This is a genomic window from Streptococcus sp. 517s (genome assembly GCF_054445985.1).
The window spans coordinates 1632688-1655603 of record NZ_CM136847.1 but is presented as its reverse complement, the minus strand read 5'-3'; the positions used below and the strand labels follow the sequence as shown (position 1 = coordinate 1655603).

38 protein-coding genes are annotated in these 22916 nt (G+C 41.5%); all 38 read left to right on the top strand.

Translation table 11 applies throughout. From position 1 onward, the window contains the following. Positions 1-6 precede the first annotated feature (6 nt). The 38 genes from ACVX3R_RS08305 (at position 7) to ACVX3R_RS08120 (ending at position 22804) form a co-directional block, all read left to right on the top strand. Positions 7-150, top strand: coding sequence for a hypothetical protein (locus ACVX3R_RS08305; RefSeq protein ID WP_000933184.1), 144 nt, complete (start codon positions 7-9; stop codon positions 148-150). A 35-nt stretch (positions 151-185) separates the two neighbouring features. Next, positions 186-1703: a damage-inducible protein CinA gene (locus ACVX3R_RS08300; protein ID WP_458794842.1), complete on the top strand. Its 1518-nt coding sequence runs from the start codon at positions 186-188 to the stop codon at positions 1701-1703. 120 nt (positions 1704-1823) lie between these two features. Then, entirely contained in the window at positions 1824-4031 is a 2208-nt protein-coding gene (gene nrdD / locus ACVX3R_RS08295; RefSeq protein ID WP_162281885.1) for an anaerobic ribonucleoside-triphosphate reductase, read from the top strand. Between the two features lie 11 nt (positions 4032-4042). Next, positions 4043-4183 carry a hypothetical protein gene (locus ACVX3R_RS08290; RefSeq protein ID WP_000521625.1) on the top strand — a complete coding sequence of 47 codons (141 nt, stop codon included), beginning with the start codon at positions 4043-4045 and terminating at the stop codon, positions 4181-4183. Between the two features lie 44 nt (positions 4184-4227). Then, on the top strand, positions 4228-4728 hold the full coding sequence (locus ACVX3R_RS08285; protein ID WP_000423390.1) for a GNAT family N-acetyltransferase: 501 nt from the start codon (positions 4228-4230) through the stop codon (positions 4726-4728). Positions 4729-4732: 4 nt separating this feature from the next. Further along, a complete protein-coding gene (nrdG, locus tag ACVX3R_RS08280; protein WP_000220159.1) occupies positions 4733-5329 on the top strand; it encodes an anaerobic ribonucleoside-triphosphate reductase activating protein in 597 nt (198 codons plus the stop codon). A gap of 10 nt (positions 5330-5339) precedes the next feature. Continuing rightward, positions 5340-5951, top strand: coding sequence for a uridine kinase family protein (locus ACVX3R_RS08275; protein WP_247945120.1), 612 nt, complete (start codon positions 5340-5342; stop codon positions 5949-5951). 265 nt (positions 5952-6216) lie between these two features. Continuing rightward, positions 6217-6525, top strand: coding sequence for a 30S ribosomal protein S10 (gene rpsJ, locus ACVX3R_RS08270; RefSeq protein WP_001284513.1), 309 nt, complete (start codon positions 6217-6219; stop codon positions 6523-6525). Between the two features lie 216 nt (positions 6526-6741). Then, on the top strand, positions 6742-7368 hold the full coding sequence (gene rplC / locus ACVX3R_RS08265) for a 50S ribosomal protein L3 (RefSeq protein WP_000160197.1): 627 nt from the start codon (positions 6742-6744) through the stop codon (positions 7366-7368). A 24-nt stretch (positions 7369-7392) separates the two neighbouring features. Continuing rightward, the gene (gene rplD, locus ACVX3R_RS08260) at positions 7393-8016 is read left to right on the top strand and encodes a 50S ribosomal protein L4 (protein ID WP_000024550.1); all 624 of its coding nucleotides are present in this window, start codon (positions 7393-7395) and stop codon (positions 8014-8016) included. Continuing rightward, positions 8016-8312, top strand: a complete 297-nt coding sequence (locus ACVX3R_RS08255; protein WP_001055347.1) for a 50S ribosomal protein L23 — start codon at positions 8016-8018, stop codon at positions 8310-8312. The genes rplD and ACVX3R_RS08255 overlap by 1 nt, the downstream gene beginning before the upstream one ends. Before the next feature lie 17 nt (positions 8313-8329). Next, complete coding sequence (gene rplB, locus ACVX3R_RS08250; protein WP_000512905.1) at positions 8330-9163, top strand: 50S ribosomal protein L2; 834 nt, start codon at positions 8330-8332, stop codon at positions 9161-9163. 103 nt (positions 9164-9266) lie between these two features. Beyond that, positions 9267-9548, top strand: coding sequence for a 30S ribosomal protein S19 (rpsS, locus tag ACVX3R_RS08245; protein ID WP_000533766.1), 282 nt, complete (start codon positions 9267-9269; stop codon positions 9546-9548). Positions 9549-9559: 11 nt separating this feature from the next. Then, on the top strand, positions 9560-9904 hold the full coding sequence (rplV, locus tag ACVX3R_RS08240; RefSeq protein WP_000818137.1) for a 50S ribosomal protein L22: 345 nt from the start codon (positions 9560-9562) through the stop codon (positions 9902-9904). Positions 9905-9916: 12 nt separating this feature from the next. Continuing rightward, positions 9917-10570 carry a 30S ribosomal protein S3 gene (gene rpsC, locus ACVX3R_RS08235; protein WP_000529936.1) on the top strand — a complete coding sequence of 218 codons (654 nt, stop codon included), beginning with the start codon at positions 9917-9919 and terminating at the stop codon, positions 10568-10570. A 3-nt stretch (positions 10571-10573) separates the two neighbouring features. Further along, complete coding sequence (gene rplP, locus ACVX3R_RS08230; protein WP_000960947.1) at positions 10574-10987, top strand: 50S ribosomal protein L16; 414 nt, start codon at positions 10574-10576, stop codon at positions 10985-10987. 9 nt (positions 10988-10996) lie between these two features. Then, positions 10997-11203, top strand: coding sequence for a 50S ribosomal protein L29 (gene rpmC, locus ACVX3R_RS08225; RefSeq protein WP_000772918.1), 207 nt, complete (start codon positions 10997-10999; stop codon positions 11201-11203). 24 nt (positions 11204-11227) lie between these two features. Then, entirely contained in the window at positions 11228-11488 is a 261-nt protein-coding gene (gene rpsQ / locus ACVX3R_RS08220) for a 30S ribosomal protein S17 (protein WP_000440801.1), read from the top strand. A gap of 25 nt (positions 11489-11513) precedes the next feature. Continuing rightward, positions 11514-11882: a 50S ribosomal protein L14 gene (rplN, locus tag ACVX3R_RS08215; RefSeq protein ID WP_000616547.1), complete on the top strand. Its 369-nt coding sequence runs from the start codon at positions 11514-11516 to the stop codon at positions 11880-11882. 77 nt (positions 11883-11959) lie between these two features. Beyond that, on the top strand, positions 11960-12265 hold the full coding sequence (rplX, locus tag ACVX3R_RS08210) for a 50S ribosomal protein L24 (RefSeq protein WP_000497691.1): 306 nt from the start codon (positions 11960-11962) through the stop codon (positions 12263-12265). 23 nt (positions 12266-12288) lie between these two features. Beyond that, positions 12289-12831 carry a 50S ribosomal protein L5 gene (gene rplE, locus ACVX3R_RS08205; RefSeq protein ID WP_000013542.1) on the top strand — a complete coding sequence of 181 codons (543 nt, stop codon included), beginning with the start codon at positions 12289-12291 and terminating at the stop codon, positions 12829-12831. A gap of 17 nt (positions 12832-12848) precedes the next feature. Beyond that, positions 12849-13034: a type Z 30S ribosomal protein S14 gene (locus ACVX3R_RS08200; RefSeq protein WP_001085697.1), complete on the top strand. Its 186-nt coding sequence runs from the start codon at positions 12849-12851 to the stop codon at positions 13032-13034. A gap of 284 nt (positions 13035-13318) precedes the next feature. After that, complete coding sequence (rpsH, locus tag ACVX3R_RS08195; RefSeq protein ID WP_000245504.1) at positions 13319-13717, top strand: 30S ribosomal protein S8; 399 nt, start codon at positions 13319-13321, stop codon at positions 13715-13717. Between the two features lie 187 nt (positions 13718-13904). Continuing rightward, a complete protein-coding gene (gene rplF, locus ACVX3R_RS08190) occupies positions 13905-14441 on the top strand; it encodes a 50S ribosomal protein L6 (protein ID WP_000086642.1) in 537 nt (178 codons plus the stop codon). An 83-nt stretch (positions 14442-14524) separates the two neighbouring features. Then, entirely contained in the window at positions 14525-14881 is a 357-nt protein-coding gene (gene rplR / locus ACVX3R_RS08185; RefSeq protein ID WP_000624044.1) for a 50S ribosomal protein L18, read from the top strand. A 17-nt stretch (positions 14882-14898) separates the two neighbouring features. Further along, on the top strand, positions 14899-15393 hold the full coding sequence (rpsE, locus tag ACVX3R_RS08180; protein ID WP_000874204.1) for a 30S ribosomal protein S5: 495 nt from the start codon (positions 14899-14901) through the stop codon (positions 15391-15393). A gap of 13 nt (positions 15394-15406) precedes the next feature. Continuing rightward, on the top strand, positions 15407-15589 hold the full coding sequence (gene rpmD, locus ACVX3R_RS08175; protein ID WP_000057241.1) for a 50S ribosomal protein L30: 183 nt from the start codon (positions 15407-15409) through the stop codon (positions 15587-15589). A 143-nt stretch (positions 15590-15732) separates the two neighbouring features. Beyond that, a complete protein-coding gene (gene rplO / locus ACVX3R_RS08170) occupies positions 15733-16173 on the top strand; it encodes a 50S ribosomal protein L15 (RefSeq protein ID WP_000766089.1) in 441 nt (146 codons plus the stop codon). Between the two features lie 12 nt (positions 16174-16185). Then, positions 16186-17496, top strand: coding sequence for a preprotein translocase subunit SecY (gene secY / locus ACVX3R_RS08165; RefSeq protein ID WP_000465390.1), 1311 nt, complete (start codon positions 16186-16188; stop codon positions 17494-17496). A 156-nt stretch (positions 17497-17652) separates the two neighbouring features. Then, entirely contained in the window at positions 17653-18291 is a 639-nt protein-coding gene (locus tag ACVX3R_RS08160) for an adenylate kinase (protein WP_001050426.1), read from the top strand. A 116-nt stretch (positions 18292-18407) separates the two neighbouring features. Then, positions 18408-18626 (top strand): translation initiation factor IF-1, encoded by a 219-nt coding sequence (gene infA, locus ACVX3R_RS08155; protein WP_001029883.1) that lies wholly within the window; start codon positions 18408-18410, stop codon positions 18624-18626. Between the two features lie 24 nt (positions 18627-18650). Then, positions 18651-18767 (top strand): 50S ribosomal protein L36, encoded by a 117-nt coding sequence (gene rpmJ, locus ACVX3R_RS08150; protein WP_001808836.1) that lies wholly within the window; start codon positions 18651-18653, stop codon positions 18765-18767. Between the two features lie 17 nt (positions 18768-18784). Beyond that, a complete protein-coding gene (gene rpsM / locus ACVX3R_RS08145) occupies positions 18785-19150 on the top strand; it encodes a 30S ribosomal protein S13 (protein ID WP_000090786.1) in 366 nt (121 codons plus the stop codon). A gap of 17 nt (positions 19151-19167) precedes the next feature. Continuing rightward, complete coding sequence (gene rpsK, locus ACVX3R_RS08140) at positions 19168-19551, top strand: 30S ribosomal protein S11 (RefSeq protein WP_001118385.1); 384 nt, start codon at positions 19168-19170, stop codon at positions 19549-19551. A 42-nt stretch (positions 19552-19593) separates the two neighbouring features. Continuing rightward, positions 19594-20529, top strand: a complete 936-nt coding sequence (locus tag ACVX3R_RS08135; protein ID WP_000568983.1) for a DNA-directed RNA polymerase subunit alpha — start codon at positions 19594-19596, stop codon at positions 20527-20529. 11 nt (positions 20530-20540) lie between these two features. Beyond that, positions 20541-20927 carry a 50S ribosomal protein L17 gene (rplQ, locus tag ACVX3R_RS08130; protein WP_000331493.1) on the top strand — a complete coding sequence of 129 codons (387 nt, stop codon included), beginning with the start codon at positions 20541-20543 and terminating at the stop codon, positions 20925-20927. Between the two features lie 263 nt (positions 20928-21190). After that, positions 21191-21457 (top strand): ACT domain-containing protein, encoded by a 267-nt coding sequence (locus ACVX3R_RS08125; RefSeq protein ID WP_000644111.1) that lies wholly within the window; start codon positions 21191-21193, stop codon positions 21455-21457. Between the two features lie 9 nt (positions 21458-21466). Further along, positions 21467-22804 carry a PFL family protein gene (locus tag ACVX3R_RS08120; RefSeq protein ID WP_458794841.1) on the top strand — a complete coding sequence of 446 codons (1338 nt, stop codon included), beginning with the start codon at positions 21467-21469 and terminating at the stop codon, positions 22802-22804. Positions 22805-22916 lie beyond the last annotated feature (112 nt).

Genomic DNA, 22916 nt, shown 5'->3' with positions numbered 1-22916 from the left:
AAAACCATGCTTAATCTAGAAGATGATGATTTTATCAGAGAGTATAGAAATAGTCGATTCCACCGTTTTCGTGAAATCGAACGCTTTGCGCTATTGGATAAGAAATTCAGCAAATATCAATCCCAAGCTGACATTCCTGTAAGATTTTGATATACTAAAACAGATAAACTTAGAGGAGAAATTGAATGAATGTATACGGGAAAATAGATGAGAAACAAGAAAAATCTCATTACCAAGACTGGTCCGTTCCAGAAAAGCGAGAAGGAGCTCCGATTCCCTTTTTTAGTATCTTGCTTTGGAGTTTAGTGGCTACAGCTATTTCTGTGGTTATCCCCCTTATTTTTGGTTTAGTAAGCCCGCAACAAACTCAGGATCTTTATACCGGTTGGGCCTTGCATCAAAATGGTCAAATGTATACAGATTATTTTGGGACTGATGGTCTGCTCTATTACCTGCTTACCTATCTTTCACAAGGCAGTATTCTGATTGCTTTGGTTGAGTGGTTGGCCTTGTTTGGAGCAGGTGTTTTTCTTTTTAAATCTGCGGATAGTCTTACAGACCGTGTAGAAGAAGCCAAGCAGCTTGTGTTTGTGTTTAATTTGTTGGTAGCAGGTCTCGCTTTTGGTGGTGGCTATGCTCTCTTGCTAGCCTTGCCTTTCTTATTTTATTCACTTAGCATTGTTACGAACTATCTAGCTTATCCAAACGATGACAAAGGATTTTTACGTGTTGGTATGAGCCTTGCACTTGCTTTCTTCCTTGCGCCCATCCCAACAGCCTTATTTGCAGCTACACTAGCCTTGGGAATTATCGGCTTTAACTTAGGCAAAGGTCACTTTGTTCATGGTTTATATCAATTTTTTGCGTCAGCCTTAGGGTTCTCACTCTTATTCTATCCTTTAGGCTACTATACAGTATTAACAGGTAGTTTTGGGGATGCCATTAGCCAGACCTTGTATCCGGTAAATACTCTTAGCCTCTTTTTAAATGCGCATTTGCTTGAAAATGCAGCCTTCTACGGCTTACTTGCTATTGGGCTAGGTTCCCTTAGTTTGCTCTTTTCTGGTTTGTTCCAGTCAAAATCAGCTAAGCAATATTCCCTATCGATTGCTGCTAGTTTGGGCTTATTGCTTTCTTTGGGGCTCTTGATTTTCTCAAAAGAACCTGTCAACGGTACTCATCTCGTTGCTCTCCTTCCTTTCTTGACTTTGCTCCTTCTGACAGGGATTAAAGAAAATGTTTCTGATGGAGGCAGTCGTCGTAGAAGAAGACGTGAGAAAAAAGCCTCTTTCCTCAAAGGAAATTTCTATCTACCACTGATTGCCCTTGTCTACCTCATCGTTCTCCCTATCGCGAGTCGCTACCTTTCGCACCCGGTGACTTATCAGGAGAGAGAGCGACTTGCTAGCGTAGTCAAACAACAAACGAGTTCTGAAGATCGTGTCTATGCATGGGATGATCGTCCAGATTTCTATCGTACAAGCGAACGCTTGGCACCGACCTCTCTAGTGACGCCAACACTTTATACTGCAAGTGACGAAAATAAAACCAAACTGATGAATGACCTGAAAGAGAATGAACCGAAGATGATTATGGTCAATCAAAAAGTTGCCTTGTGGTCAGATGTAGAGAGCTGGCTCAGTGAAAACTATGAGCTTGTTCAGACAGATACTAGCGAGTTGAAGCTTTATAAATTCAAATAACAAAAAATCAATATCTTGTGGAATTTTAAAAATTTTAGGATTTTTAACACAAGATATTGATTTTTATTTTTAGAGTGGTATAATACTTCATAGAACAACATTTTAGAAAAGAGCATGGATATGATTGTATTAGAAGAAAAGCTTGCAACCGTTCCCACCTTGTTCGTTGAAAAACGAGATGGTAGACGTGTAGTATTTGATGTAGACAAGATTGACAAGGCTCTCCACAAGGCGGCGGAAAAGGTTATGGACGTCACGCCTCTAGTAGAAAAACGCCTAAATGGTCTAGTTGAAAGAATCGTTACCGAAATTCACAGTCGTTTCCCTAAAGGTGTGAAGATTTATGAGATTCAGAATATCGTAGAACATGAACTTCTCGAAGCCAAAGAATATGCCTTGGCTGAAGAGTATATCACTTATCGGACACAGAGGGATTTTGAGCGCTCAAAAGCGACAGATATCAACTTTAGCATTCATAAACTTCTCAATAAAGATCAAGCAGTTGTCAATGAAAATGCCAATAAAGACAGCGATGTCTTCAACACTCAACGTGATTTGACAGCAGGGATTGTAGGGAAATCAATCGGATTGCAAATGCTTCCTAAGCATGTAGCCAATGCTCACCAAAAAGGGGATATCCACTATCATGACTTGGACTACAGCCCCTATACACCTATGACCAACTGCTGTTTGATTGATTTTAAAGGCATGTTGGAAAATGGTTTTAAAATTGGTAATGCAGAGGTAGAGAGTCCCAAGTCTATCCAGACTGCGACCGCTCAGATTTCGCAAATCATTGCCAACGTTGCTTCTAGCCAGTACGGGGGCTGCTCAGCTGACCGTATCGATGAAGTCTTGGCGCCTTATGCAGAGAAGAATTACCAAAAGCACCTCAAAGATGCGGAAGAGTGGGTCTTGCCTGAAAAACGGGATGATTATGCTTGGAAGAAAACCCAAAAAGACATCTATGATGCCATGCAATCTCTTGAGTATGAAATCAACACCCTCTTCACTTCAAATGGACAAACACCTTTTACTTCGCTAGGTTTTGGTCTAGGAACTAGTCGTTTTGAACGGGAAATTCAAAAAGCTATCTTGACCATTCGTATCAAGGGGCTTGGCTCAGAACACCGCACAGCCATCTTCCCTAAACTCATCTTTACGCTTAAAAGAGGCCTTAACTTGGAGGAAGGAACTCCAAACTATGACATCAAACAGTTGGCCCTCGAGTGTGCAACCAAACGGATGTACCCGGATGTCTTATCCTATGATAAGATTATCGAGTTGACTGGTTCTTTCAAGGTACCTATGGGCTGCCGTTCTTTCCTTCAAGGATGGAAAGATGAAAATGGTGTTGAGGTCAATTCAGGTCGGATGAATCTAGGTGTTGTGACGGTCAACCTTCCTCGCATTGCCCTTGAGTCTGAGGGCGACATGAATAAGTTCTGGGAAATCTTCAACGAGCGGATGAACATCGCAGAAGATGCTCTAGTTTACCGTGTTGAACGGACCAAGGAAGCAACACCAGCAAACGCTCCCATTCTCTATCAGTACGGGGCCTTCGGACGCCGTCTTGGAAAAGACGAGAGCGTTGATCAGCTCTTTAAGAATCGTCGTGCGACAGTTTCATTGGGCTACATCGGTTTGTACGAGGTAGCGACAGTCTTCTTTGGAAATAGCTGGGAACACAATCCAGAAGCCAAGGAATTCACGCTGGATATCATTCGTGATATGAAACGTCGGGTAGAAGAGTGGTCTGACCAATATGGCTATCATTTCTCTATCTACTCAACACCGTCTGAAAGCTTGACAGATCGCTTCTGCCGCTTGGATACAGAAAAGTTCGGTTCTATTCCTGATATCACAGATAAGGAATACTACACCAACTCTTTCCACTACGATGTTCGTAAAAATCCAACGCCGTTTGAAAAATTGGACTTTGAGAAGGCTTATCCAGAAGCAGGTGCAACAGGTGGTTTCATCCACTACTGTGAGTATCCAGTTCTCCAACAAAATCCAAAAGCCTTGGAAGCTGTCTGGGACTACGCCTATGATCGTGTAGGGTATCTAGGGACCAATACTCCGATTGATCATTGTTATAAGTGTGACTTTGAAGGGGATTTTGAACCAACTGAAAGAGGATTTGCTTGTCCAAACTGTGGCAATAGTGACCCTAAAACAGTAGACGTTGTCAAACGTACGTGTGGTTATCTGGGCAACCCTCAGGCTCGTCCGATGGTCAATGGGCGCCATAAGGAAATCGCTGCGCGTGTGAAACATATGAATGGTTCAACCATTAAGACACCTGGGCATAAAGTAACAAACTAGAAAGAGACGGAATGGGGAAATACCAATTAGACGATAAGGGACGCGCACAAGTGACCCGTTATCACGAGAAACACTCGAAAGGTGGAACAGGTAAAAAAGAACGCTTGCTCAACCTCAGAGAACAGTTTTTAAATAAGAACAAGAAAAAATAAAAGTGAGAGTTCGCTCTCGCTTTTCTCTTAGGTGGGAGGTAAGGATGGAACTACGTAGACCGATATTGGCGGATAAGGAAGCTGTTTTAGAGATGATGGCAGAATTTGAAAAGAGCCAATCAGCCCATGATGGGGGATTTTGGGATACAGAGAACTTTGTGTATGAAGAGTGGTTAAAAAACAATCAGGATCATGAAATGGGGATTAATTTGCCTGAAGGGTGGGTGCCTGATATTCAGTTAGTCGCTTTTTCGAAAGATGGACAAGCCGTAGGATTTCTCAATATCCGCTTGTGCCTCAATGACTTCTTATTGGAAGAAGGTGGCCATATTGGCTACTCCATTCGTCCATCTGAAAGAGGTAAGGGTTATGCCAAAGAATCCCTCCGACAAGGTCTACAAGTTGCTAAGGAAAAGAACATCAAAAAAGCACTTGTGACCTGTAGTACGGAAAATCCTGCTAGTAGGGCGGTGATTGTGGCAAATGGCGGACTCTTTGAGGATGTTCGCAATGGCGTAGAACGTTACTGGATAGATTTGGAGTAGAAGGATGACATGGAATACACCAAAACCAGGTGAATGGAAAAGTGAGGAGCTTAGTAAAGGGCGAATCATTGATTACAAGGCTTTTAACTTTGTCGATGGAGAAGGTGTGCGAAACTCTCTCTATGTATCAGGTTGCATGTTTCACTGCGAGGGATGCTATAATGTTGCGACTTGGTCTTTCAACGCAGGCATTCCCTATACGGCAGAATTAGAAGAACAAATCATGGAAGACCTTGCCCAACCCTATGTTCAAGGATTGACCCTACTAGGAGGAGAGCCCTTTCTTAATACGGGTATTCTCTTGCCGCTCGTTAAGCGAATCCGAAAGGAATTGCCAGACAAAGACATCTGGTCCTGGACGGGCTACACGTGGGAAGAAATGATGCTGGAGACTCCAGATAAACTGGAACTTTTGTCGCTGATTGACATCCTTGTTGATGGACGGTATGATAAAAGCAAGCGCAATCTCATGCTCCAGTTTCGAGGTTCTTCCAATCAACGGATTATTGATGTGCAAAAATCTCTCAAAAGTGGGCAAGTAGTGATTTGGGATAAGCTCAATGACGGAAAAGAAAGCTATGAACAGGTGAAGAGAGAATGACGAAAAAGACCTGATAGAACAACTGGTTTCAGAGATTGAAACGGGAAGGGTTAGGACGCTGGGGATTTACGGTCATGGGGCTTCAAGTAAATCAACCTTTGCACAGGAATTGTACCAAGCTTTAGATTCCACAAAAGTAAATTTACTAGAAACAGATCCCTATATCACCTCAGAACGTCACCTGGTAGTACCAAAGCAAGCACCAGATCAAAAAGTGACAGCTTGTCTGCCTGTAGCGCATGAACTGGCAAGTTTGCAGAGAGATATTCTCGCCTTGCAGGCAGGTATGGATGTCTTGACAATCGATGAACCGTGGAAGGCTAGTGAGGTCTTGTCTGGAGCCAAACCGATTCTGATTGTTGAAGGGATGTCTGTGGGTTTTCTACCCGAGAAACTCTTTGACAAAACCATCTGTTTCTACACGGATGAAGAAACAGAGTTAAAGAGGCGCCTAGCTCGAGATACGACTATGAGAAATCGCGATGCTTCCTTTGTATTAGCTAGCCATCAGACGAGACGGGAGCAGTATCTGCAATACTATAGAGAAACCGAGTCAAGGGCGGACATTCTAGTGGATCAATCAGACGATAAATTCAATGTCAAGATGACGCATATTATATAGAAGAAAAGATTGATTTTTATAGACGTAAATCAGTAATCATAGGAAGATGAAAAGAGAAAACAGTTTCATCCTAAAAAAACGAAAAAAAGCTCACAAATCCCTTGCAATCGCAGGGGCTTTGTGTTATTCTATTATGGTGCTGTAAATTACAGCCTTAGCTTTGATGCAAGAGGTTGCGATACGCTCGGTTGCATTGCCACGCAACGCGCGTCGGTTTTCTTGTGGAGCTAGCCTATTATCTTAAATAGACGAAAAGGAGAAAAAGATGGCAAACAAAAAAATCCGTATCCGTTTGAAAGCTTACGAACACCGTACGCTTGATACAGCGGCTGCAAAAATCGTAGAATCAGCTACTCGTACAGGTGCACAAGTTGCGGGTCCAATCCCACTTCCAACTGAACGTAGCCTCTACACAATCATTCGTGCGACTCACAAATACAAAGACTCTCGCGAACAATTTGAAATGCGTACACACAAACGTTTGATCGATATCGTTAACCCAACTCAAAAAACAGTTGATGCCTTGATGAAATTGGATCTTCCAAGTGGTGTAAACGTAGAAATCAAACTTTAATCTAAAATATAAAAGAGCAAAAGCTAGTGTTTCAATTTAATTGAACACGGGCTAAACTCGGTGTGAAAAAGATAAACTTTCTAGCGTCTGTTAGACGCTGTGTCGGTTTCCTATTTTCACTTTGAGTTTGACGCCCTTTGTATCTTAGGCTTGAGCATGAAAAACGCTCGTTAAAAACTTTTTGAATAAAAAATATAGAAAAGGAACTATTTTCTCATGACAAAAGGAATCTTAGGGAAAAAAGTGGGAATGACTCAAATCTTCACTGAAGCTGGCGAATTGATCCCTGTAACAGTTATTGAAGCAACTCCAAACGTTGTTCTTCAAGTTAAAACTGTTGAAACAGACGGATACAACGCTATCCAAGTTGGTTTTGATGACAAACGCGAAGTATTGAGCAACAAACCTGCTAAAGGACATGTAGCGAAAGCTAACACGGCTCCTAAGCGCTTCATTCGTGAATTCAAAAACGTTGAAGGCTTGGAAGTTGGTGCTGAAATCACAGTTGAAACATTCGCAGCTGGAGACGTTGTTGACGTAACTGGTACTTCTAAAGGTAAAGGTTTCCAAGGTGTTATCAAACGCCACGGACAATCACGTGGACCAATGGCTCACGGTTCTCGTTACCACCGTCGTCCAGGTTCTATGGGACCTGTTGCACCTAACCGCGTGTTCAAAGGTAAAAACCTTGCAGGACGTATGGGTGGCGACCGCGTGACAATTCAAAACCTTGAAGTTGTACAAGTTGTTCCAGAAAAGAACGTTATCCTTATCAAAGGTAACGTACCAGGTGCTAAGAAATCTCTTATCACTATCAAGTCAGCAGTTAAAGCTGGTAAATAATAAGGAAAGGGGAATACAGTCAAAATGGCAAATGTAACATTATTCGACCAAACTGGTAAACAAGCTGGCGAAGTTGTTCTTAACGATGCAATCTTTGGTATTGAACCAAACCAATCTGTTGTGTTTGATGTGATCATCAGCCAACGTGCTAGCCTTCGTCAAGGAACTCACGCAGTCAAAAATCGCTCAGCTGTTTCAGGTGGCGGACGCAAACCATGGCGTCAAAAAGGAACTGGACGTGCTCGTCAAGGTTCTATCCGCTCTCCACAATGGCGTGGTGGTGGAACTGTCTTCGGACCAACTCCACGTAGCTATGCGTACAAACTTCCTCAAAAAGTTCGTCGCCTTGCGCTTAAATCTGTTTACTCAGAAAAAGTTGCTGAAAACAAATTTGTAGCCGTTGATTCTCTTGAATTTACAGCTCCAAAAACTGCTGAATTTGCAAAAGTTCTTGCAGCTTTGAGCATCGATTCTAAAGTCCTTGTTATTCTTGAAGAAGGAAACGAATTCGCAGCTCTTTCAGCTCGTAACCTTCCAAACGTGAAAGTTGCGACCGCTACAACTGCAAGTGTTCTTGACATCGCAAATAGTGACAAACTTCTTGTTACTCAAGCAGCTATCTCTAAAATCGAGGAGGTTCTTGCATAATGAATTTGTATGATGTTATCAAAAAACCTGTTATCACTGAAAGCTCAATGGCTCAACTTGAAGCAGGAAAGTATGTATTTGAAGTTGACACTCGTGCACACAAACTTTTGATTAAGCAAGCTGTTGAAGCTGCTTTTGAAGGTGTTAAAGTTGCAAATGTCAACACAATCAACGTAAAACCTAAAGCTAAACGTGTTGGACGTTACACTGGTTTTACTAACAAAACTAAAAAAGCTATCATCACTCTTACAGCTGATTCAAAAGCAATCGAGTTGTTTGCTGCTGAAGCTGAATAATCTAAGGAGGAAATATCGTGGGAATTCGTGTTTATAAACCAACAACAAACGGTCGCCGTAATATGACTTCTTTGGATTTCGCTGAAATCACAACAAGCACTCCTGAAAAATCATTGCTTGTTGCTTTGAAGAACAAGGCTGGTCGTAACAACAACGGTCGTATCACTGTTCGTCACCAAGGTGGTGGGCACAAACGTTTCTACCGTTTGGTTGACTTCAAACGTAACAAAGACAACGTTGAAGCAGTTGTTAAAACTATCGAGTACGATCCAAACCGTTCTGCAAACATCGCTCTTGTACACTACACTGACGGTGTGAAAGCATACATCATCGCTCCAAAAGGTCTTGAAGTTGGTCAACGTATCGTTTCAGGTCCTGAAGCAGATATCAAAGTCGGAAACGCTCTTCCGCTTGCTAACATCCCAGTTGGTACTTTGATCCACAACATCGAATTGAAACCAGGTCGTGGTGGAGAATTGGTCCGTGCGGCTGGAGCTTCTGCTCAAGTATTGGGTCAAGAAGGTAAATACGTTCTTGTTCGTCTTCAATCTGGCGAAGTTCGTATGATTCTTGGAACTTGTCGTGCTACAGTTGGTGTTGTCGGAAACGAACAACATGGACTTGTAAACCTTGGTAAAGCAGGACGTAGCCGTTGGAAAGGTATCCGCCCAACGGTTCGTGGTTCTGTAATGAACCCTAACGATCACCCACACGGTGGTGGTGAAGGTAAAGCACCAGTTGGTCGTAAAGCGCCATCTACTCCATGGGGCAAACCTGCTCTTGGTCTTAAAACTCGTAACAAGAAAGCGAAATCTGACAAACTTATCGTTCGTCGTCGCAACGAGAAATAATAGTAAACTAGTCGCTTAAGCAACTAGGAAATCCGCCAGCTCGGTAGCGCTCCATGTGAGCGCAAGCCGCTGTGGTACAATATTTAAAGGAGAAAACATAAAAATGGGACGCAGTCTTAAAAAAGGACCTTTCGTCGATGAGCATTTGATGAAAAAAGTTGAAGCTCAAGCTAACGATGAAAAGAAAAAAGTTATCAAAACTTGGTCACGTCGTTCAACGATCTTCCCAAGTTTCATTGGTTACACTATTGCAGTTTATGACGGACGTAAACACGTACCTGTTTACATCCAAGAAGACATGGTAGGTCACAAACTTGGTGAATTTGCACCAACACGTACTTACAAAGGTCATGCCGCAGACGACAAGAAAACACGTAGAAAATAAGGAGAACATAAATGGCAGAAATTACTTCAGCTAAAGCAATGGCTCGTACAGTACGTGTTTCACCTCGTAAATCACGTCTTGTTCTTGACAATATTCGTGGTAAAAGCGTAGCCGACGCTATTGCAATCTTGACATTCACTCCAAACAAAGCTGCTGAAATCATCTTGAAAGTTTTGAATTCAGCTGTAGCTAACGCTGAAAACAACTTTGGTTTGGATAAAGCTAACTTGGTAGTATCTGAAGCATTCGCAAACGAAGGACCAACTATGAAACGTTTCCGTCCACGTGCGAAAGGTTCAGCTTCACCAATCAACAAACGTACAGCTCACATCACTGTAGCTGTTGCAGAAAAATAAGGAGGTAACATCGTGGGTCAAAAAGTACATCCAATTGGTATGCGTGTCGGCATCATCCGTGATTGGGATGCCAAATGGTATGCTGAAAAAGAATACGCGGATTACCTTCATGAAGATCTTGCAATCCGTAAATTCGTTCAAAAAGAGCTTGCTGACGCAGCAGTTTCAACTATCGAAATCGAACGCGCAGTAAATAAAGTTAACGTTTCACTTCACACTGCTAAACCAGGTATGGTTATCGGTAAAGGTGGCGCTAACGTTGACGCACTCCGTGCAAAACTTAACAAATTGACTGGAAAACAAGTACACATCAACATCATCGAAATCAAACAACCTGATTTGGATGCTCACCTTGTAGGTGAAGGAATTGCTCGTCAATTGGAGCAACGTGTTGCTTTCCGTCGTGCACAAAAACAAGCAATCCAACGTGCAATGCGTGCCGGAGCTAAAGGAATCAAAACTCAAGTATCAGGTCGTTTGAACGGTGCAGATATTGCCCGTGCTGAAGGATACTCAGAAGGAACTGTTCCACTCCACACACTTCGTGCAGATATCGATTACGCTTGGGAAGAAGCAGATACTACATACGGTAAACTTGGTGTTAAAGTATGGATCTACCGTGGTGAAGTTCTTCCAGCTCGTAAAAACACTAAAGGAGGTAAATAACCAATGTTAGTACCTAAACGTGTTAAACACCGTCGTGAATTCCGTGGAAAAATGCGTGGTGAAGCAAAAGGTGGAAAAGAAGTAGCATTCGGTGAATACGGTCTTCAAGCTACAACTAGCCACTGGATCACTAACCGCCAAATCGAAGCTGCTCGTATTGCCATGACTCGTTACATGAAACGTGGTGGTAAAGTTTGGATTAAAATCTTCCCACACAAATCATACACTGCTAAAGCTATCGGTGTGCGTATGGGATCTGGTAAAGGGGCACCTGAAGGTTGGGTAGCACCAGTTAAACGTGGTAAAGTGATGTTCGAAATCGCTGGTGTATCTGAAGAGATTGCACGTGAAGCGCTTCGTCTTGCTAGCCACAAATTGCCAGTTAAAACTAAATTCGTAAAACGTGAAGCAGAATAAGGAGAAGGCATGAAACTTAATGAAGTAAAAGAATTTGTTAAAGAACTTCGTGGTCTTTCTCAAGAAGAACTCGCGAAGCGCGAAAACGAATTGAAAAAAGAATTGTTTGAACTTCGTTTCCAAGCTGCTACTGGTCAATTGGAACAAACAGCTCGCTTGAAAGAAGTTAAAAAACAAATCGCTCGTATCAAAACAGTTCAATCTGAAGCGAAATAATAGACTAGGGAAGGAGAAATTTCAATGGAACGCAATAATCGTAAAGTTCTTGTTGGACGTGTTGTATCTGACAAAATGGACAAGACAATCACAGTTGTAGTTGAAACAAAACGTAACCACCCAGTCTATGGTAAACGTATTAACTACTCTAAAAAATACAAAGCACATGATGAAAACAATGTTGCCAAAGAAGGCGATATCGTACGTATCATGGAAACTCGCCCGCTTTCAGCTACAAAACGTTTCCGTCTTGTAGAAGTTGTTGAAGAAGCGGTTATCATCTAATCAAGCCTGAAAGGAGAAAACTGAAATGATTCAAACAGAAACTCGTTTGAAAGTCGCAGACAACAGCGGTGCACGCGAAATCTTGACTATCAAAGTTCTTGGTGGTTCTAAACGTAAATTTGCGAACATCGGTGATGTTATTGTGGCATCTGTAAAACAAGCTACTCCTGGTGGTGCGGTTAAAAAAGGTGACGTTGTAAAAGCTGTTATCGTTCGTACTAAATCAGGTGCTCGTCGCGCTGATGGTTCATACATCAAGTTTGACGAAAATGCAGCTGTTATCATCCGTGATGACAAAACTCCTCGCGGAACACGTATCTTTGGCCCAGTTGCACGTGAATTGCGTGAAGGTGGCTTCATGAAGATCGTGTCACTTGCTCCAGAAGTACTTTAATTTTTAGAAACAAACTAGTCCCCTAGCTTCAAGCTAGGGTGCCCTTGTGGGCGTAAGAAAAATCAAGGAGAAACCTAATGTTTGTAAAAAAAGGCGACAAAGTTCGCGTAATCGCTGGTAAAGATAAGGGAACAGAAGCTGTTGTCCTTACTGCCCTTCCAAAAGTAAACAAAGTTATCGTTGAAGGTGTTAACATCGTTAAGAAACACCAACGTCCAACTAACGAGCTTCCTCAAGGTGGTATCATCGAGAAAGAAGCAGCTATCCACGTATCAAACGTCCAAGTTTTGGACAAAAATGGTGTAGCTGGTCGTGTTGGTTACAAATTTGTAGACGGTAAAAAAGTTCGCTACAACAAAAAATCAGGCGAAGTGCTTGATTAATCACGAAGGAAAGGAGAAGTATAATGGCAAATCGTTTAAAAGAAAAATATCTTAATGAAGTAGTTCCTGCTTTGACAGAACAATTCAACTACTCATCAGTGATGGCTGTGCCTAAAGTAGATAAGATCGTTTTGAACATGGGTGTTGGTGAAGCTGTATCAAACGCTAAAAGCCTTGAAAAAGCTGCTGAAGAATTGGCGCTTATCTCAGGTCAAAAACCACTTATCACTAAAGCTAAAAAATCAATCGCCGGCTTCCGTCTTCGTGAAGGTGTAGCGATCGGTGCAAAAGTTACCCTTCGTGGTGAACGTATGTACGAATTCTTGGATAAATTGGTTTCAGTTTCACTTCCACGTGTGCGTGACTTCCACGGTGTTCCAACAAAATCATTTGATGGACGCGGAAACTACACACTTGGTGTGAAAGAACAATTGATCTTCCCAGAAATCAACTTTGATGACGTTGACAAAACTCGTGGTCTTGACATCGTTATCGTAACAACTGCTAACACTGACGAAGAGTCACGTGCATTGCTTACAGGCCTTGGAATGCCTTTTGCAAAATAATATAGGAGGTAAATCTAATGGCTAAAAAATCAATGATTGCTAAGAACAAACGTCCAGCGAAGTTCTCTACTCAAGCTTATACTCGTTGTGAAAAATGTGGTCGTCCGCATTCAGTTTACCGCAAATTTAAACTTTGCCGTGTTTGCTTCCGTGAATTAGCTTACAAAGGACAAATTCCTGGTGTAACAAAAGCATCTTGGTAATTTAAGATATCAAGGGCGTCAAAACTCCAAGTGAAAATAGAAAACTTGATGAAGAAACTTTAGTTTCTAGAAAAGTTTATCTTTTTCACACAGAGTTTAGCCCGGGTTCAGTTGGGCTTGCCAATTTGAACACGAGCTACAGCTTTGGCAAAAAAGACCAATTTGCTTTGGAGCATCGCTCCTGCATCAAACTGCCTATTTTTGCTCTTGCTGTTACGCTCTTTGTATCATGTATTAACTAGCAAGTGCAACTTGCAAACTACTAGTAAGAGGAGAAAAACAAAATGGTTATGACTGACCCAATCGCAGACTTCCTAACTCGTATTCGTAACGCTAACCAAGCGAAACACGAAGTACTTGAAGTACCTGCATCAAACATCAAAAAAGGGATTGCTGAAATCCTTAAACGCGAAGGTTTTGTAAAAAACGTTGAAATCATCGAAGATGACAAACAAGGCATCATCCGTGTATTCCTTAAATACGGACCAAACGGTGAAAAAGTTATCACTAACTTGAAACGTGTTTCTAAACCAGGACTTCGTGTCTACAAAAAACGTGAAGATCTTCCAAAAGTTCTTAACGGACTTGGAATTGCTATCCTTTCAACTTCTGAAGGTTTGCTTACTGATAAAGAAGCTCGTCAAAAGAACGTTGGTGGAGAAGTTATCGCTTACGTTTGGTAATATTTAGCTCCCAATTTCTTTGTGACTCTTCGTTATCGTCTCTTGCCTAACCCAAAGTTATGCCTGCGAGACGATGCCTAGATTCACTTTGAAATTGAAACCTAAATGTTCCTTCAAATCGAGAAATCGATTTAACCCCGTGAAAACTGGCCGTCAAGGCCTGACAATTTAACAGGAGAAAATAAACATGTCACGTATTGGTAATAAAGTTATCGTGTTGCCTGCTGGTGTTGAAGTCACTAACAATGACAACGTAGTAACTGTAAAAGGACCTAAAGGAGAACTTACTCGTAAGTTCTCAAAAGATATTGAAATTCGCGTGGAAGGTACTGAAGTAACTCTTCACCGTCCAAACGATTCAAAAGAAATGAAAACTATCCACGGAACTACTCGTGCCCTTTTGAATAACATGGTAATTGGTGTATCAGAAGGATTTAAGAAAGAACTTGAAATGCGTGGGGTTGGTTACCGTGCACAACTTCAAGGATCAAAACTTGTTTTGGCTGTTGGTAAATCTCATCCAGATGAAGTTGAAGCTCCAGAAGGGATTACTTTTGAACTTCCAAACCCAACAACAATTGTTGTTAGCGGAATTTCAAAAGAAGTGGTTGGGCAAACAGCTGCTTACGTACGTAGCCTTCGTTCACCAGAACCTTACAAAGGTAAAGGTATTCGTTACGTTGGAGAGTACGTTCGTCTTAAAGAAGGTAAAACAGGTAAATAATGTTGAGTGGTTGATTTTCAACCACCAACCTATTTTCCAACTTTGTGCATAGCACGCGATTTAAAACTAAAGAGGTGAAAACTGTGATTTCTAAACCAGATAAAAATAAACTCCGTCAAAAACGCCACCGTCGCGTTCGCGGAAAACTCTCTGGAACTGCTGATCGCCCACGTTTGAACGTATTCCGTTCTAATACAGGCATCTACGCTCAAGTGATTGATGACGTAGCGGGTGTAACGCTCGCAAGTGCTTCAACTCTTGACAAAGAAGTTTCAAAAGGAACTAAAACTGAACAAGCCGTTGCTGTCGGTAAACTCGTTGCAGAACGTGCAAACGCTAAAGGTATTTCAGAAGTGGTGTTCGACCGCGGTGGATATCTATATCACGGACGTGTGAAAGCTTTGGCTGATGCAGCTCGTGAAAACGGATTGAAATTCTAATAGGAGGACACTAGAAAATGGCATTTAAAGACAATGCAGTTGAATTAGAAGAACGCGTAGTTGCTGTCAACCGTGTTACAAAAGTTGTTAAAGGTGGACGTCGTCTTCGTTTCGCAGCTCTTGTTGTTGTCGGTGACCACAACGGTCGTGTAGGATTTGGTACTGGTAAAGCTCAAGAAGTTCCAGAAGCAATCCGCAAAGCAGTAGAAGATGCTAAGAAAAACTTGATTGAAGTTCCTATGGTTGGAACAACAATCCCACACGAAGTTCTTTCAGAATTCGGTGGAGCTAAAGTATTGTTGAAACCTGCTGTAGAAGGTTCTGGAGTTGCCGCTGGTGGTGCAGTTCGTGCCGTTGTGGAATTGGCAGGTGTGGCAGATATTACATCTAAATCACTTGGTTCTAACACTCCAATCAACATTGTTCGCGCAACTGTTGAAGGTTTGAAACAATTGAAACGCGCTGAAGAAGTTGCTGCCCTTCGTGGTATTTCAGTTTCTGATTTGGCATAAGAAAGGGGATAAAATGGCTCAAATTAAAATTACTTTGACTAAGTCTCCAATCGGACGCATTCCATCACAACGTAAAACTGTTGTAGCACTTGGACTTGGCAAATTGAACAGCTCTGTTATTAAAGAAGACAACGCTGCTATCCGTGGTATGATCACTGCAGTATCTCACTTGGTAACAGTTGAAGAAGTAAACTAATGATTTTTAGGGGATGTGGCAATACTCATCCCCTAAAACTAGATATAGTCATCTAAGATGACGATGTATAGGCGAGTTGATAAGGGAGACAACCTTTTCTCTCTTATCGGCGCTAGCATTTTACAAAAGAGGAGAAAATAATAATGAAACTTCATGAATTAAAACCTGCAGAAGGTTCTCGTAAAGTACGTAACCGTGTTGGTCGTGGTACTTCATCAGGTAACGGTAAAACATCTGGTCGCGGTCAAAAAGGTCAAAAAGCTCGTAGCGGTGGCGGAGTTCGCCTTGGTTTTGAAGGTGGACAAACTCCATTGTTCCGTCGTCTTCCAAAACGTGGATTCACTAACATCAACGCTAAAGAATACGCAATTGTAAACCTTGACCAATTGAACGTCTTTGAAGATGGTGCTGAAGTGACTCCAGTTGTGCTTATCGAAGCAGGAATTGTGAAAGCTGAAAAATCAGGCGTTAAAATTCTTGGTAATGGTGAATTGACTAAGAAATTGACTGTTAAAGCAGCTAAATTCTCTAAATCAGCTGAGGAAGCTATCACTGCTAAAGGTGGTTCTGTAGAAGTCATCTAAGAGAGGTGACCCATGTTTTTTAAATTATTAAAAGAAGCTCTCAAGGTTAAACAAGTTCGATCAAAAATTCTCTTTACAATTTTTATCATTCTTGTTTTCCGTATTGGGACAAGTATTACTGTTCCAGGGGTGAATGCAAAAAGTTTAGAAGCTCTTAGTGGTTTATCTTTCTTAAACATGCTTAGTCTTGTTTCAGGGAATGCCATGAAGAACTTCTCCGTTTTTGCACTTGGTGTAAGTCCGTACATCACTGCTTCTATCGTTGTTCAATTGCTACAAATGGATATTTTACCGAAGTTTGTAGAATGGGGCAAACAAGGGGAAGTAGGACGGAGAAAACTAAACCAGGCTACTCGTTATATTGCACTGGTGCTTGCATTTGTTCAATCTATCGGGATTACAGCAGGGTTTAATACTCTATCTGGAGCGAAATTATTAACGACAGATTTAACTCCACAAGTCTTTGTTACCATTGGGATCATCCTAACAGCAGGTAGTATGATTGTAACTTGGCTTGGGGAACAAATTACAGATAAAGGATATGGTAACGGTGTTTCCATGATCATCTTTGCAGGTATTGTCGCTTCAATTCCTGAGATGATTAAGGGTATCTATGTTGATTACTTTGTCAATATCCCAAGTAGCCGATTGACTTCATCTATTATCTTTGTTGTTATTTTGATTATCGCTGTCTTGTTGATTGTTTACTTTACAACATATGTTCAACAGGCAGAATATAAAATCCCAATCCAATATACAAAAGTTGCTCAAGGAGCCCCATCAAGTTCATACCTCCCTTTGAAGGTAAACCCAGCAGGGGTTATCCCAGTTATCTTTGCAAGTTCCATTACAGCAGCACCTGCAGCTATCCTTCAATTTTTGAGTGCTACAGGTCATGATTGGGCTTGGGTACGTACAGCACAGGAAATGTTATCTACAACATCTCCGACAGGTGTTGCTATGTATGCCTTGTTGATCATTCTCTTTACATTCTTCTATACGTTTGTACAGATCAATCCAGAGAAAGCAGCAGAAAACTTGCAAAAGAGTGGAGCCTACATTCATGGGGTCCGTCCTGGTAAAGGGACAGAAGAATACATGTCGAAACTTCTTCGTCGTCTTGCTACTGTCGGCTCTCTCTTCCTAGGTGTTATTTCTATCTTACCTATCGTCGCTAAAGATGTATTTGGCCTTTCAGAAGTTGTTGCTTTTGGGGGAACAAGTCTACTAATCATTATCTCGACAGGTATTGAAGGAATTAAACAATTGGAAGGGTATCTATTGAAACGTAAGTATGTTGGTTTCTTAGACACAACAGAATAGTTGTAATAGGAAATAAAATTGACTATTGCTCAGAGAGTGGAGTGTAAAAATCGAAGACTTTGTCAGATTTTTATCTCCTCTCTTCTATTTTGTTTTTAAATAGGGGTTGAAATAGATTTCTGCTTCTATTTAAATACAAAATAAGGAGATCCTATCATGAATCTTTTGATTATGGGCTTACCTGGAGCAGGTAAGGGAACGCAAGCAGCTAAAATTGTGGAGAAATTCCATGTTGCACATATCTCAACAGGCGATATGTTCCGTGCTGCAATGGCAAATCAAACTGAAATGGGTGTACTTGCGAAGTCATACATTGACAAAGGTGAGTTGGTTCCAGACGAAGTTACAAATGGAATCGTTAAAGAACGCCTTTCACAGGACGATATCAAAGAAACAGGTTTCTTGTTAGATGGTTACCCACGTACGATTGAACAGGCTCATGCCTTGGATGAGACATTGGCTGAACTTGGTATTGAACTTGAAGGAGTAATCAACATCGAAGTGAATCCAGACTGTCTCTTGGAACGCTTGAGTGGCCGTATCATTCACCGCAAAACAGGTGAAACTTTCCACAAAGTTTTCAATCCACCAGTTGACTACAAAGAAGAGGATTACTACCAACGCGAAGATGATAAACCTGAGACAGTTAAGCGTCGTTTGGATGTCAATATTGCACAAGGTGAACCAATCATTGCTCACTATCGTGCTAAAGGTTTAGTTCATGATATCGAAGGAAATCAAGATATCAATGATGTGTTCAAAGACATCGAAAAAGTATTGACAAATTTGAAATAAAGCGTTTTTCATACTTGCAAAAAATCGCGACAAATGTTATACTGAGATAGTCTGACTTATAATTGTTGCCTCTGTGTCTTGAGGCATCGAATCGAAATTTATGGAGGTGCTTTTGCGTGGCAAAAGACGATGTGATTGAAGTTGAAGGCAAAGTAGTCGATACAATGCCGAACGCAATGTTTACGGTTGAACTTGAAAATGGACATCAGATTTTAGCAACAGTTTCTGGTAAAATTCGTAAAAACTATATTCGTATTTTAGCGGGAGATCGTGTTACTGTCGAGATGAGTCCATATGACTTGACACGTGGACGTATCACTTACCGCTTTAAATAATCGAAAAACTTGGAGGGATAAGAAATGAAAGTAAGACCATCGGTCAAACCAATTTGCGAATACTGTAAAGTAATTCGTCGTAATGGTCGTGTTATGGTAATTTGCCCAGCAAATCCAAAACACAAACAACGTCAAGGATAAGATAGAAAGGAGAAAACATGGCTCGTATTGCTGGAGTTGACATTCCAAATGACAAACGCGTAGTAATCTCATTGACTTACGTTTATGGTATCGGACTTTCAACATCTAAGAAAATTTTGGCTGCTGCTGGAATCTCAGAAGATGTTCGTGTACGTGACCTTACATCAGATCAAGAAGATGCTATCCGTCGTGAAGTGGATGCAATCAAAGTTGAAGGTGACCTTCGTCGTGAAGTAAACTTGAACATTAAACGTTTGATGGAAATCGGTTCATACCGTGGTATTCGTCACCGTCGTGGACTTCCTGTCCGTGGACAAAACACTAAAAATAACGCTCGCACTCGTAAAGGTAAAGCTGTTGCGATTGCTGGTAAGAAAAAATAATATAGGAGGTAAAAGTCTTGGCTAAACCAACACGTAAACGTCGTGTGAAAAAGAATATCGAATCTGGTATTGCTCATATTCACGCTACATTTAATAACACTATTGTTATGATTACTGATGTGCATGGTAATGCAATTGCTTGGTCATCAGCTGGTGCTCTTGGTTTCAAAGGTTCTCGTAAATCTACACCATTCGCTGCTCAAATGGCTTCTGAAGCTGCTGCTAAATCTGCACAAGAACACGGTCTTAAATCAGTTGAAGTTACTGTAAAAGGTCCAGGTTCTGGTCGTGAGTCAGCTATTCGTGCGCTTGCTGCCGCTGGTCTTGAAGTAACAGCAATTCGTGATGTGACTCCAGTGCCACACAATGGTGCTCGTCCTCCAAAACGTCGCCGTGTATAATCATCGCATTACACTGCTTTTCGTTTAAGAGGGAGTAACTAAATGATTGAGTTTGAAAAACCAAATATAACAAAAATTGATGAAAATAAAGATTATGGCAAGTTTGTAATCGAACCACTTGAACGTGGCTACGGTACAACTCTTGGTAACTCTCTTCGTCGTGTACTACTAGCTTCTCTACCAGGGGCAGCTGTGACATCTATCAACATTGATGGTGTGTTACATGAGTTTGACACAGTTCCAGGTGTTCGTGAAGACGTGATGCAAATCATTCTGAACATTAAAGGGATTGCAGTGAAATCATACGTTGAAGACGAAAAAATCATTGAGCTTGACGTTGAAGGTCCTGCTGAAATTACAGCTGGAGATATTTTGACTGACAGTGATATTGAGATTGTAAATCCAGATCATTATCTCTTTACAATCGGTGAAGGTTCTTCTCTAAAGGCGACAATGACTGTTAACAGTGGTCGTGGATATGTACCTGCTGATGAAAACAAAAAAGATAATGCGCCAGTTGGAACACTTGCTGTAGATTCTATTTATACACCGGTTACAAAAGTCAACTATCAAGTAGAGCCTGCTCGTGTAGGTAGCAACGATGGTTTTGACAAATTAACCCTTGAAATCTTGACAAATGGAACAATTATTCCAGAAGATGCTTTAGGGCTTTCAGCACGTATCTTGACAGAACATCTTGATTTGTTTACAAATCTTACAGAGATTGCTAAATCTGCAGAAGTGATGAAAGAAGCTGATACTGAATCGGATGACCGTATTTTGGATCGTACGATTGAGGAACTGGACTTGTCTGTGCGTTCATATAACTGTTTGAAACGTGCCGGTATCAATACGGTGCATGATTTGACAGAAAAATCTGAAGCAGAGATGATGAAAGTACGAAATCTTGGACGTAAGAGTTTGGAAGAAGTGAAACTCAAACTCATTGACTTGGGTCTTGGATTAAAAGATAAATAAAGGAGGAATACATGGCTTACCGTAAACTAGGACGCACTAGCTCACAACGTAAAGCAATGCTTCGCGATTTGACAACTGACCTTTTGATCAACGAATCAATCGTGACAACTGAAGCTCGTGCTAAAGAAATCCGTAAAACTGTTGAAAAAATGATTACTCTAGGTAAACGTGGTGATTTGCATGCACGTCGTCAAGCAGCTGCTTTCGTACGTAATGAAATCGCATCTGAAAACTATGATGAAGCAACTGATAAGTACACTTCTACTACAGCACTTCAAAAATTGTTCTCAGAAATCGCACCTCGTTATGCTGAACGTAACGGTGGATACACTCGTATCCTTAAAACTGAACCACGTCGTGGTGATGCTGCGCCAATGGCGATCATCGAATTAGTATAAAATCATCAATTTTGTTGAGTGTTATGATGATGGAGTCTTGTGCTCTTAGTCTAGCTCTGGTCTACCGCTGGGACTTCGGTCCTAGCGGGAACACTCATCATCATTTGATAGGGTAGACGCTTGTTTACGAAATTGTTTTTTTCTTAAGAACAACTTCGTAAGCAGGCGTTTTTTAGTATTTTCTATGGAAATATGCTATACTAGGAAAAAAGAAAATCAAAAACGTTCAGGTTTTCTAAAAATTGTAGAAATGGGGTATAAGGATGAAGGCTATTATTACAGTGGTTGGTAAGGACAAGGCTGGGATTGTTGCAGGTGTGTCTACTAAGATTGCAGAGTTGGGTTTGAATATTGACGATATTTCTCAAACAGTACTGGATGAATACTTTACCATGATGGCGGTCGTTTCTAGTGACGAAAAACAGGATTTCACTTATCTGCGAAATGAGTTTGAAACTTTCGGTCAGACCTTGAATGTTAAAATCAATATTCAAAGTGCAGCGATTTTTGACGCTATGTACAATATCTAGGAGGTAGCCATGGATATTAGACAAGTTACGGAAACCATTGCCATGATCGAAGAGCAGAACTTCGATATCAGAACTATCACCATGGGGATTTCCCTTTTGGACTGTATTGATCCAGACATCGAACGTGCTGCTGAAAAAATTTACCAAAAAATCACCACTAAAGCTGCAAATCTAGTGGCTGTGGGAGATGAAATTGCTGCAGAACTTGGGATTCCTATTGTTAATAAACGGGTATCGGTGACTCCGATTTCCTTGATTGGTGCTGCGACTGATGCGACAGACTATGTTGTTTTGGCAAAGGCTCTTGATAGGGCTGCCAAGGAGATTGGTGTTGACTTTATCGGTGGATTCTCAGCTTTGGTACAAAAAGGCTACCAAAAAGGAGATGAGGTTCTCATCAATTCTATCCCCCGCGCTCTAGCTGAGACAGACAAGGTTTGTTCGTCCGTCAATATCGGCTCGACCAAGTCAGGTATCAACATGACTGCGGTCGCTGATATGGGACGTATCATCAAGGAAACAGCTGCGCTATCAGATATGGGTGCGGCCAAGTTGGTCGTATTTGCTAATGCTGTTGAGGACAATCCTTTTATGGCAGGGGCCTTTCATGGTGTTGGCGAAGCAGATGTTATCATCAATGTCGGGGTTTCGGGTCCTGGTGTGGTCAAGCGTGCCTTGGAAAAAGTTCGTGGACAGAGCTTTGATGTAGTAGCGGAAACAGTCAAGAAAACGGCCTTCAAGATTACTCGTATCGGTCAATTGGTTGGGCAAATGGCGAGTGAACGCCTTGGTGTTGACTTTGGAATTGTCGACCTAAGCTTGGCGCCAACTCCTGCGGTTGGTGATTCTGTGGCTCGTGTCCTTGAGGAAATGGGCCTAGAAACAGTTGGTACACATGGGACGACGGCTGCCCTCGCTCTTTTGAATGACCAAGTTAAGAAGGGCGGAGTGATGGCTTGTAACCAAGTCGGTGGCTTGTCAGGTGCTTTTATCCCCGTTTCTGAAGATGAGGGGATGATTGCTGCGGTGCAAGATGGTTCTCTGAATTTAGAGAAACTAGAAGCCATGACGGCTATCTGTTCAGTTGGACTGGATATGATTGCCATTCCAGAAGATACGCCTGCTGAAACCATTGCAGCTATGATTGCGGATGAGGCGTCCATTGGTGTTATTAACATGAAAACAACGGCTGTCCGTATTATTCCAAAGGGCAAAGAAGGCGATATGATCGAGTTTGGTGGCTTGCTAGGGACAGCTCCAGTAATGAAGGTCAACGGGGCTTCGTCTGTTGATTTCATCTCTCGCGGTGGGCAAATCCCAGCTCCAATCCATAGTTTTAAAAATTAATAAAAAAGAGAGAAGATTTAAGTTGAGTTTAAGGATGACTGTGTATACTATAATCATTAAATAAAGACCTCCTAACTTTATTTAATAGAAATCCTAAACTTTTTCATAATAA

What these genes read in the sequence shown, in the direction of transcription:
- ACVX3R_RS08305 (WP_000933184.1), top strand. Translation starts at nt 7, where the DNA reads ATGCTTAATCTAGAAGATGATGATTTTATCAGAGAGTATAGAAATAGT.
- ACVX3R_RS08300 (WP_458794842.1), top strand. Translation starts at nt 186, where the DNA reads ATGAATGTATACGGGAAAATAGATGAGAAACAAGAAAAATCTCATTAC.
- nrdD (WP_162281885.1), top strand. Translation starts at nt 1,824, where the DNA reads ATGATTGTATTAGAAGAAAAGCTTGCAACCGTTCCCACCTTGTTCGTT.
- ACVX3R_RS08290 (WP_000521625.1), top strand. Translation starts at nt 4,043, where the DNA reads ATGGGGAAATACCAATTAGACGATAAGGGACGCGCACAAGTGACCCGT.
- ACVX3R_RS08285 (WP_000423390.1), top strand. Translation starts at nt 4,228, where the DNA reads ATGGAACTACGTAGACCGATATTGGCGGATAAGGAAGCTGTTTTAGAG.
- nrdG (WP_000220159.1), top strand. Translation starts at nt 4,733, where the DNA reads ATGACATGGAATACACCAAAACCAGGTGAATGGAAAAGTGAGGAGCTT.
- rpsJ (WP_001284513.1), top strand. Translation starts at nt 6,217, where the DNA reads ATGGCAAACAAAAAAATCCGTATCCGTTTGAAAGCTTACGAACACCGT.
- rplC (WP_000160197.1), top strand. Translation starts at nt 6,742, where the DNA reads ATGACAAAAGGAATCTTAGGGAAAAAAGTGGGAATGACTCAAATCTTC.
- rplD (WP_000024550.1), top strand. Translation starts at nt 7,393, where the DNA reads ATGGCAAATGTAACATTATTCGACCAAACTGGTAAACAAGCTGGCGAA.
- ACVX3R_RS08255 (WP_001055347.1), top strand. Translation starts at nt 8,016, where the DNA reads ATGAATTTGTATGATGTTATCAAAAAACCTGTTATCACTGAAAGCTCA.
- rpsS (WP_000533766.1), top strand. Translation starts at nt 9,267, where the DNA reads ATGGGACGCAGTCTTAAAAAAGGACCTTTCGTCGATGAGCATTTGATG.
- rplV (WP_000818137.1), top strand. Translation starts at nt 9,560, where the DNA reads ATGGCAGAAATTACTTCAGCTAAAGCAATGGCTCGTACAGTACGTGTT.
- rplP (WP_000960947.1), top strand. Translation starts at nt 10,574, where the DNA reads ATGTTAGTACCTAAACGTGTTAAACACCGTCGTGAATTCCGTGGAAAA.
- rpmC (WP_000772918.1), top strand. Translation starts at nt 10,997, where the DNA reads ATGAAACTTAATGAAGTAAAAGAATTTGTTAAAGAACTTCGTGGTCTT.
- rpsQ (WP_000440801.1), top strand. Translation starts at nt 11,228, where the DNA reads ATGGAACGCAATAATCGTAAAGTTCTTGTTGGACGTGTTGTATCTGAC.
- rplN (WP_000616547.1), top strand. Translation starts at nt 11,514, where the DNA reads ATGATTCAAACAGAAACTCGTTTGAAAGTCGCAGACAACAGCGGTGCA.
- rplX (WP_000497691.1), top strand. Translation starts at nt 11,960, where the DNA reads ATGTTTGTAAAAAAAGGCGACAAAGTTCGCGTAATCGCTGGTAAAGAT.
- rplE (WP_000013542.1), top strand. Translation starts at nt 12,289, where the DNA reads ATGGCAAATCGTTTAAAAGAAAAATATCTTAATGAAGTAGTTCCTGCT.
- ACVX3R_RS08200 (WP_001085697.1), top strand. Translation starts at nt 12,849, where the DNA reads ATGGCTAAAAAATCAATGATTGCTAAGAACAAACGTCCAGCGAAGTTC.
- rpsH (WP_000245504.1), top strand. Translation starts at nt 13,319, where the DNA reads ATGGTTATGACTGACCCAATCGCAGACTTCCTAACTCGTATTCGTAAC.
- rplF (WP_000086642.1), top strand. Translation starts at nt 13,905, where the DNA reads ATGTCACGTATTGGTAATAAAGTTATCGTGTTGCCTGCTGGTGTTGAA.
- rpsE (WP_000874204.1), top strand. Translation starts at nt 14,899, where the DNA reads ATGGCATTTAAAGACAATGCAGTTGAATTAGAAGAACGCGTAGTTGCT.
- rpmD (WP_000057241.1), top strand. Translation starts at nt 15,407, where the DNA reads ATGGCTCAAATTAAAATTACTTTGACTAAGTCTCCAATCGGACGCATT.
- rplO (WP_000766089.1), top strand. Translation starts at nt 15,733, where the DNA reads ATGAAACTTCATGAATTAAAACCTGCAGAAGGTTCTCGTAAAGTACGT.
- secY (WP_000465390.1), top strand. Translation starts at nt 16,186, where the DNA reads ATGTTTTTTAAATTATTAAAAGAAGCTCTCAAGGTTAAACAAGTTCGA.
- ACVX3R_RS08160 (WP_001050426.1), top strand. Translation starts at nt 17,653, where the DNA reads ATGAATCTTTTGATTATGGGCTTACCTGGAGCAGGTAAGGGAACGCAA.
- rpmJ (WP_001808836.1), top strand. Translation starts at nt 18,651, where the DNA reads ATGAAAGTAAGACCATCGGTCAAACCAATTTGCGAATACTGTAAAGTA.
- rpsM (WP_000090786.1), top strand. Translation starts at nt 18,785, where the DNA reads ATGGCTCGTATTGCTGGAGTTGACATTCCAAATGACAAACGCGTAGTA.
- ACVX3R_RS08135 (WP_000568983.1), top strand. Translation starts at nt 19,594, where the DNA reads ATGATTGAGTTTGAAAAACCAAATATAACAAAAATTGATGAAAATAAA.
- rplQ (WP_000331493.1), top strand. Translation starts at nt 20,541, where the DNA reads ATGGCTTACCGTAAACTAGGACGCACTAGCTCACAACGTAAAGCAATG.
- ACVX3R_RS08125 (WP_000644111.1), top strand. Translation starts at nt 21,191, where the DNA reads ATGAAGGCTATTATTACAGTGGTTGGTAAGGACAAGGCTGGGATTGTT.
- ACVX3R_RS08120 (WP_458794841.1), top strand. Translation starts at nt 21,467, where the DNA reads ATGGATATTAGACAAGTTACGGAAACCATTGCCATGATCGAAGAGCAG.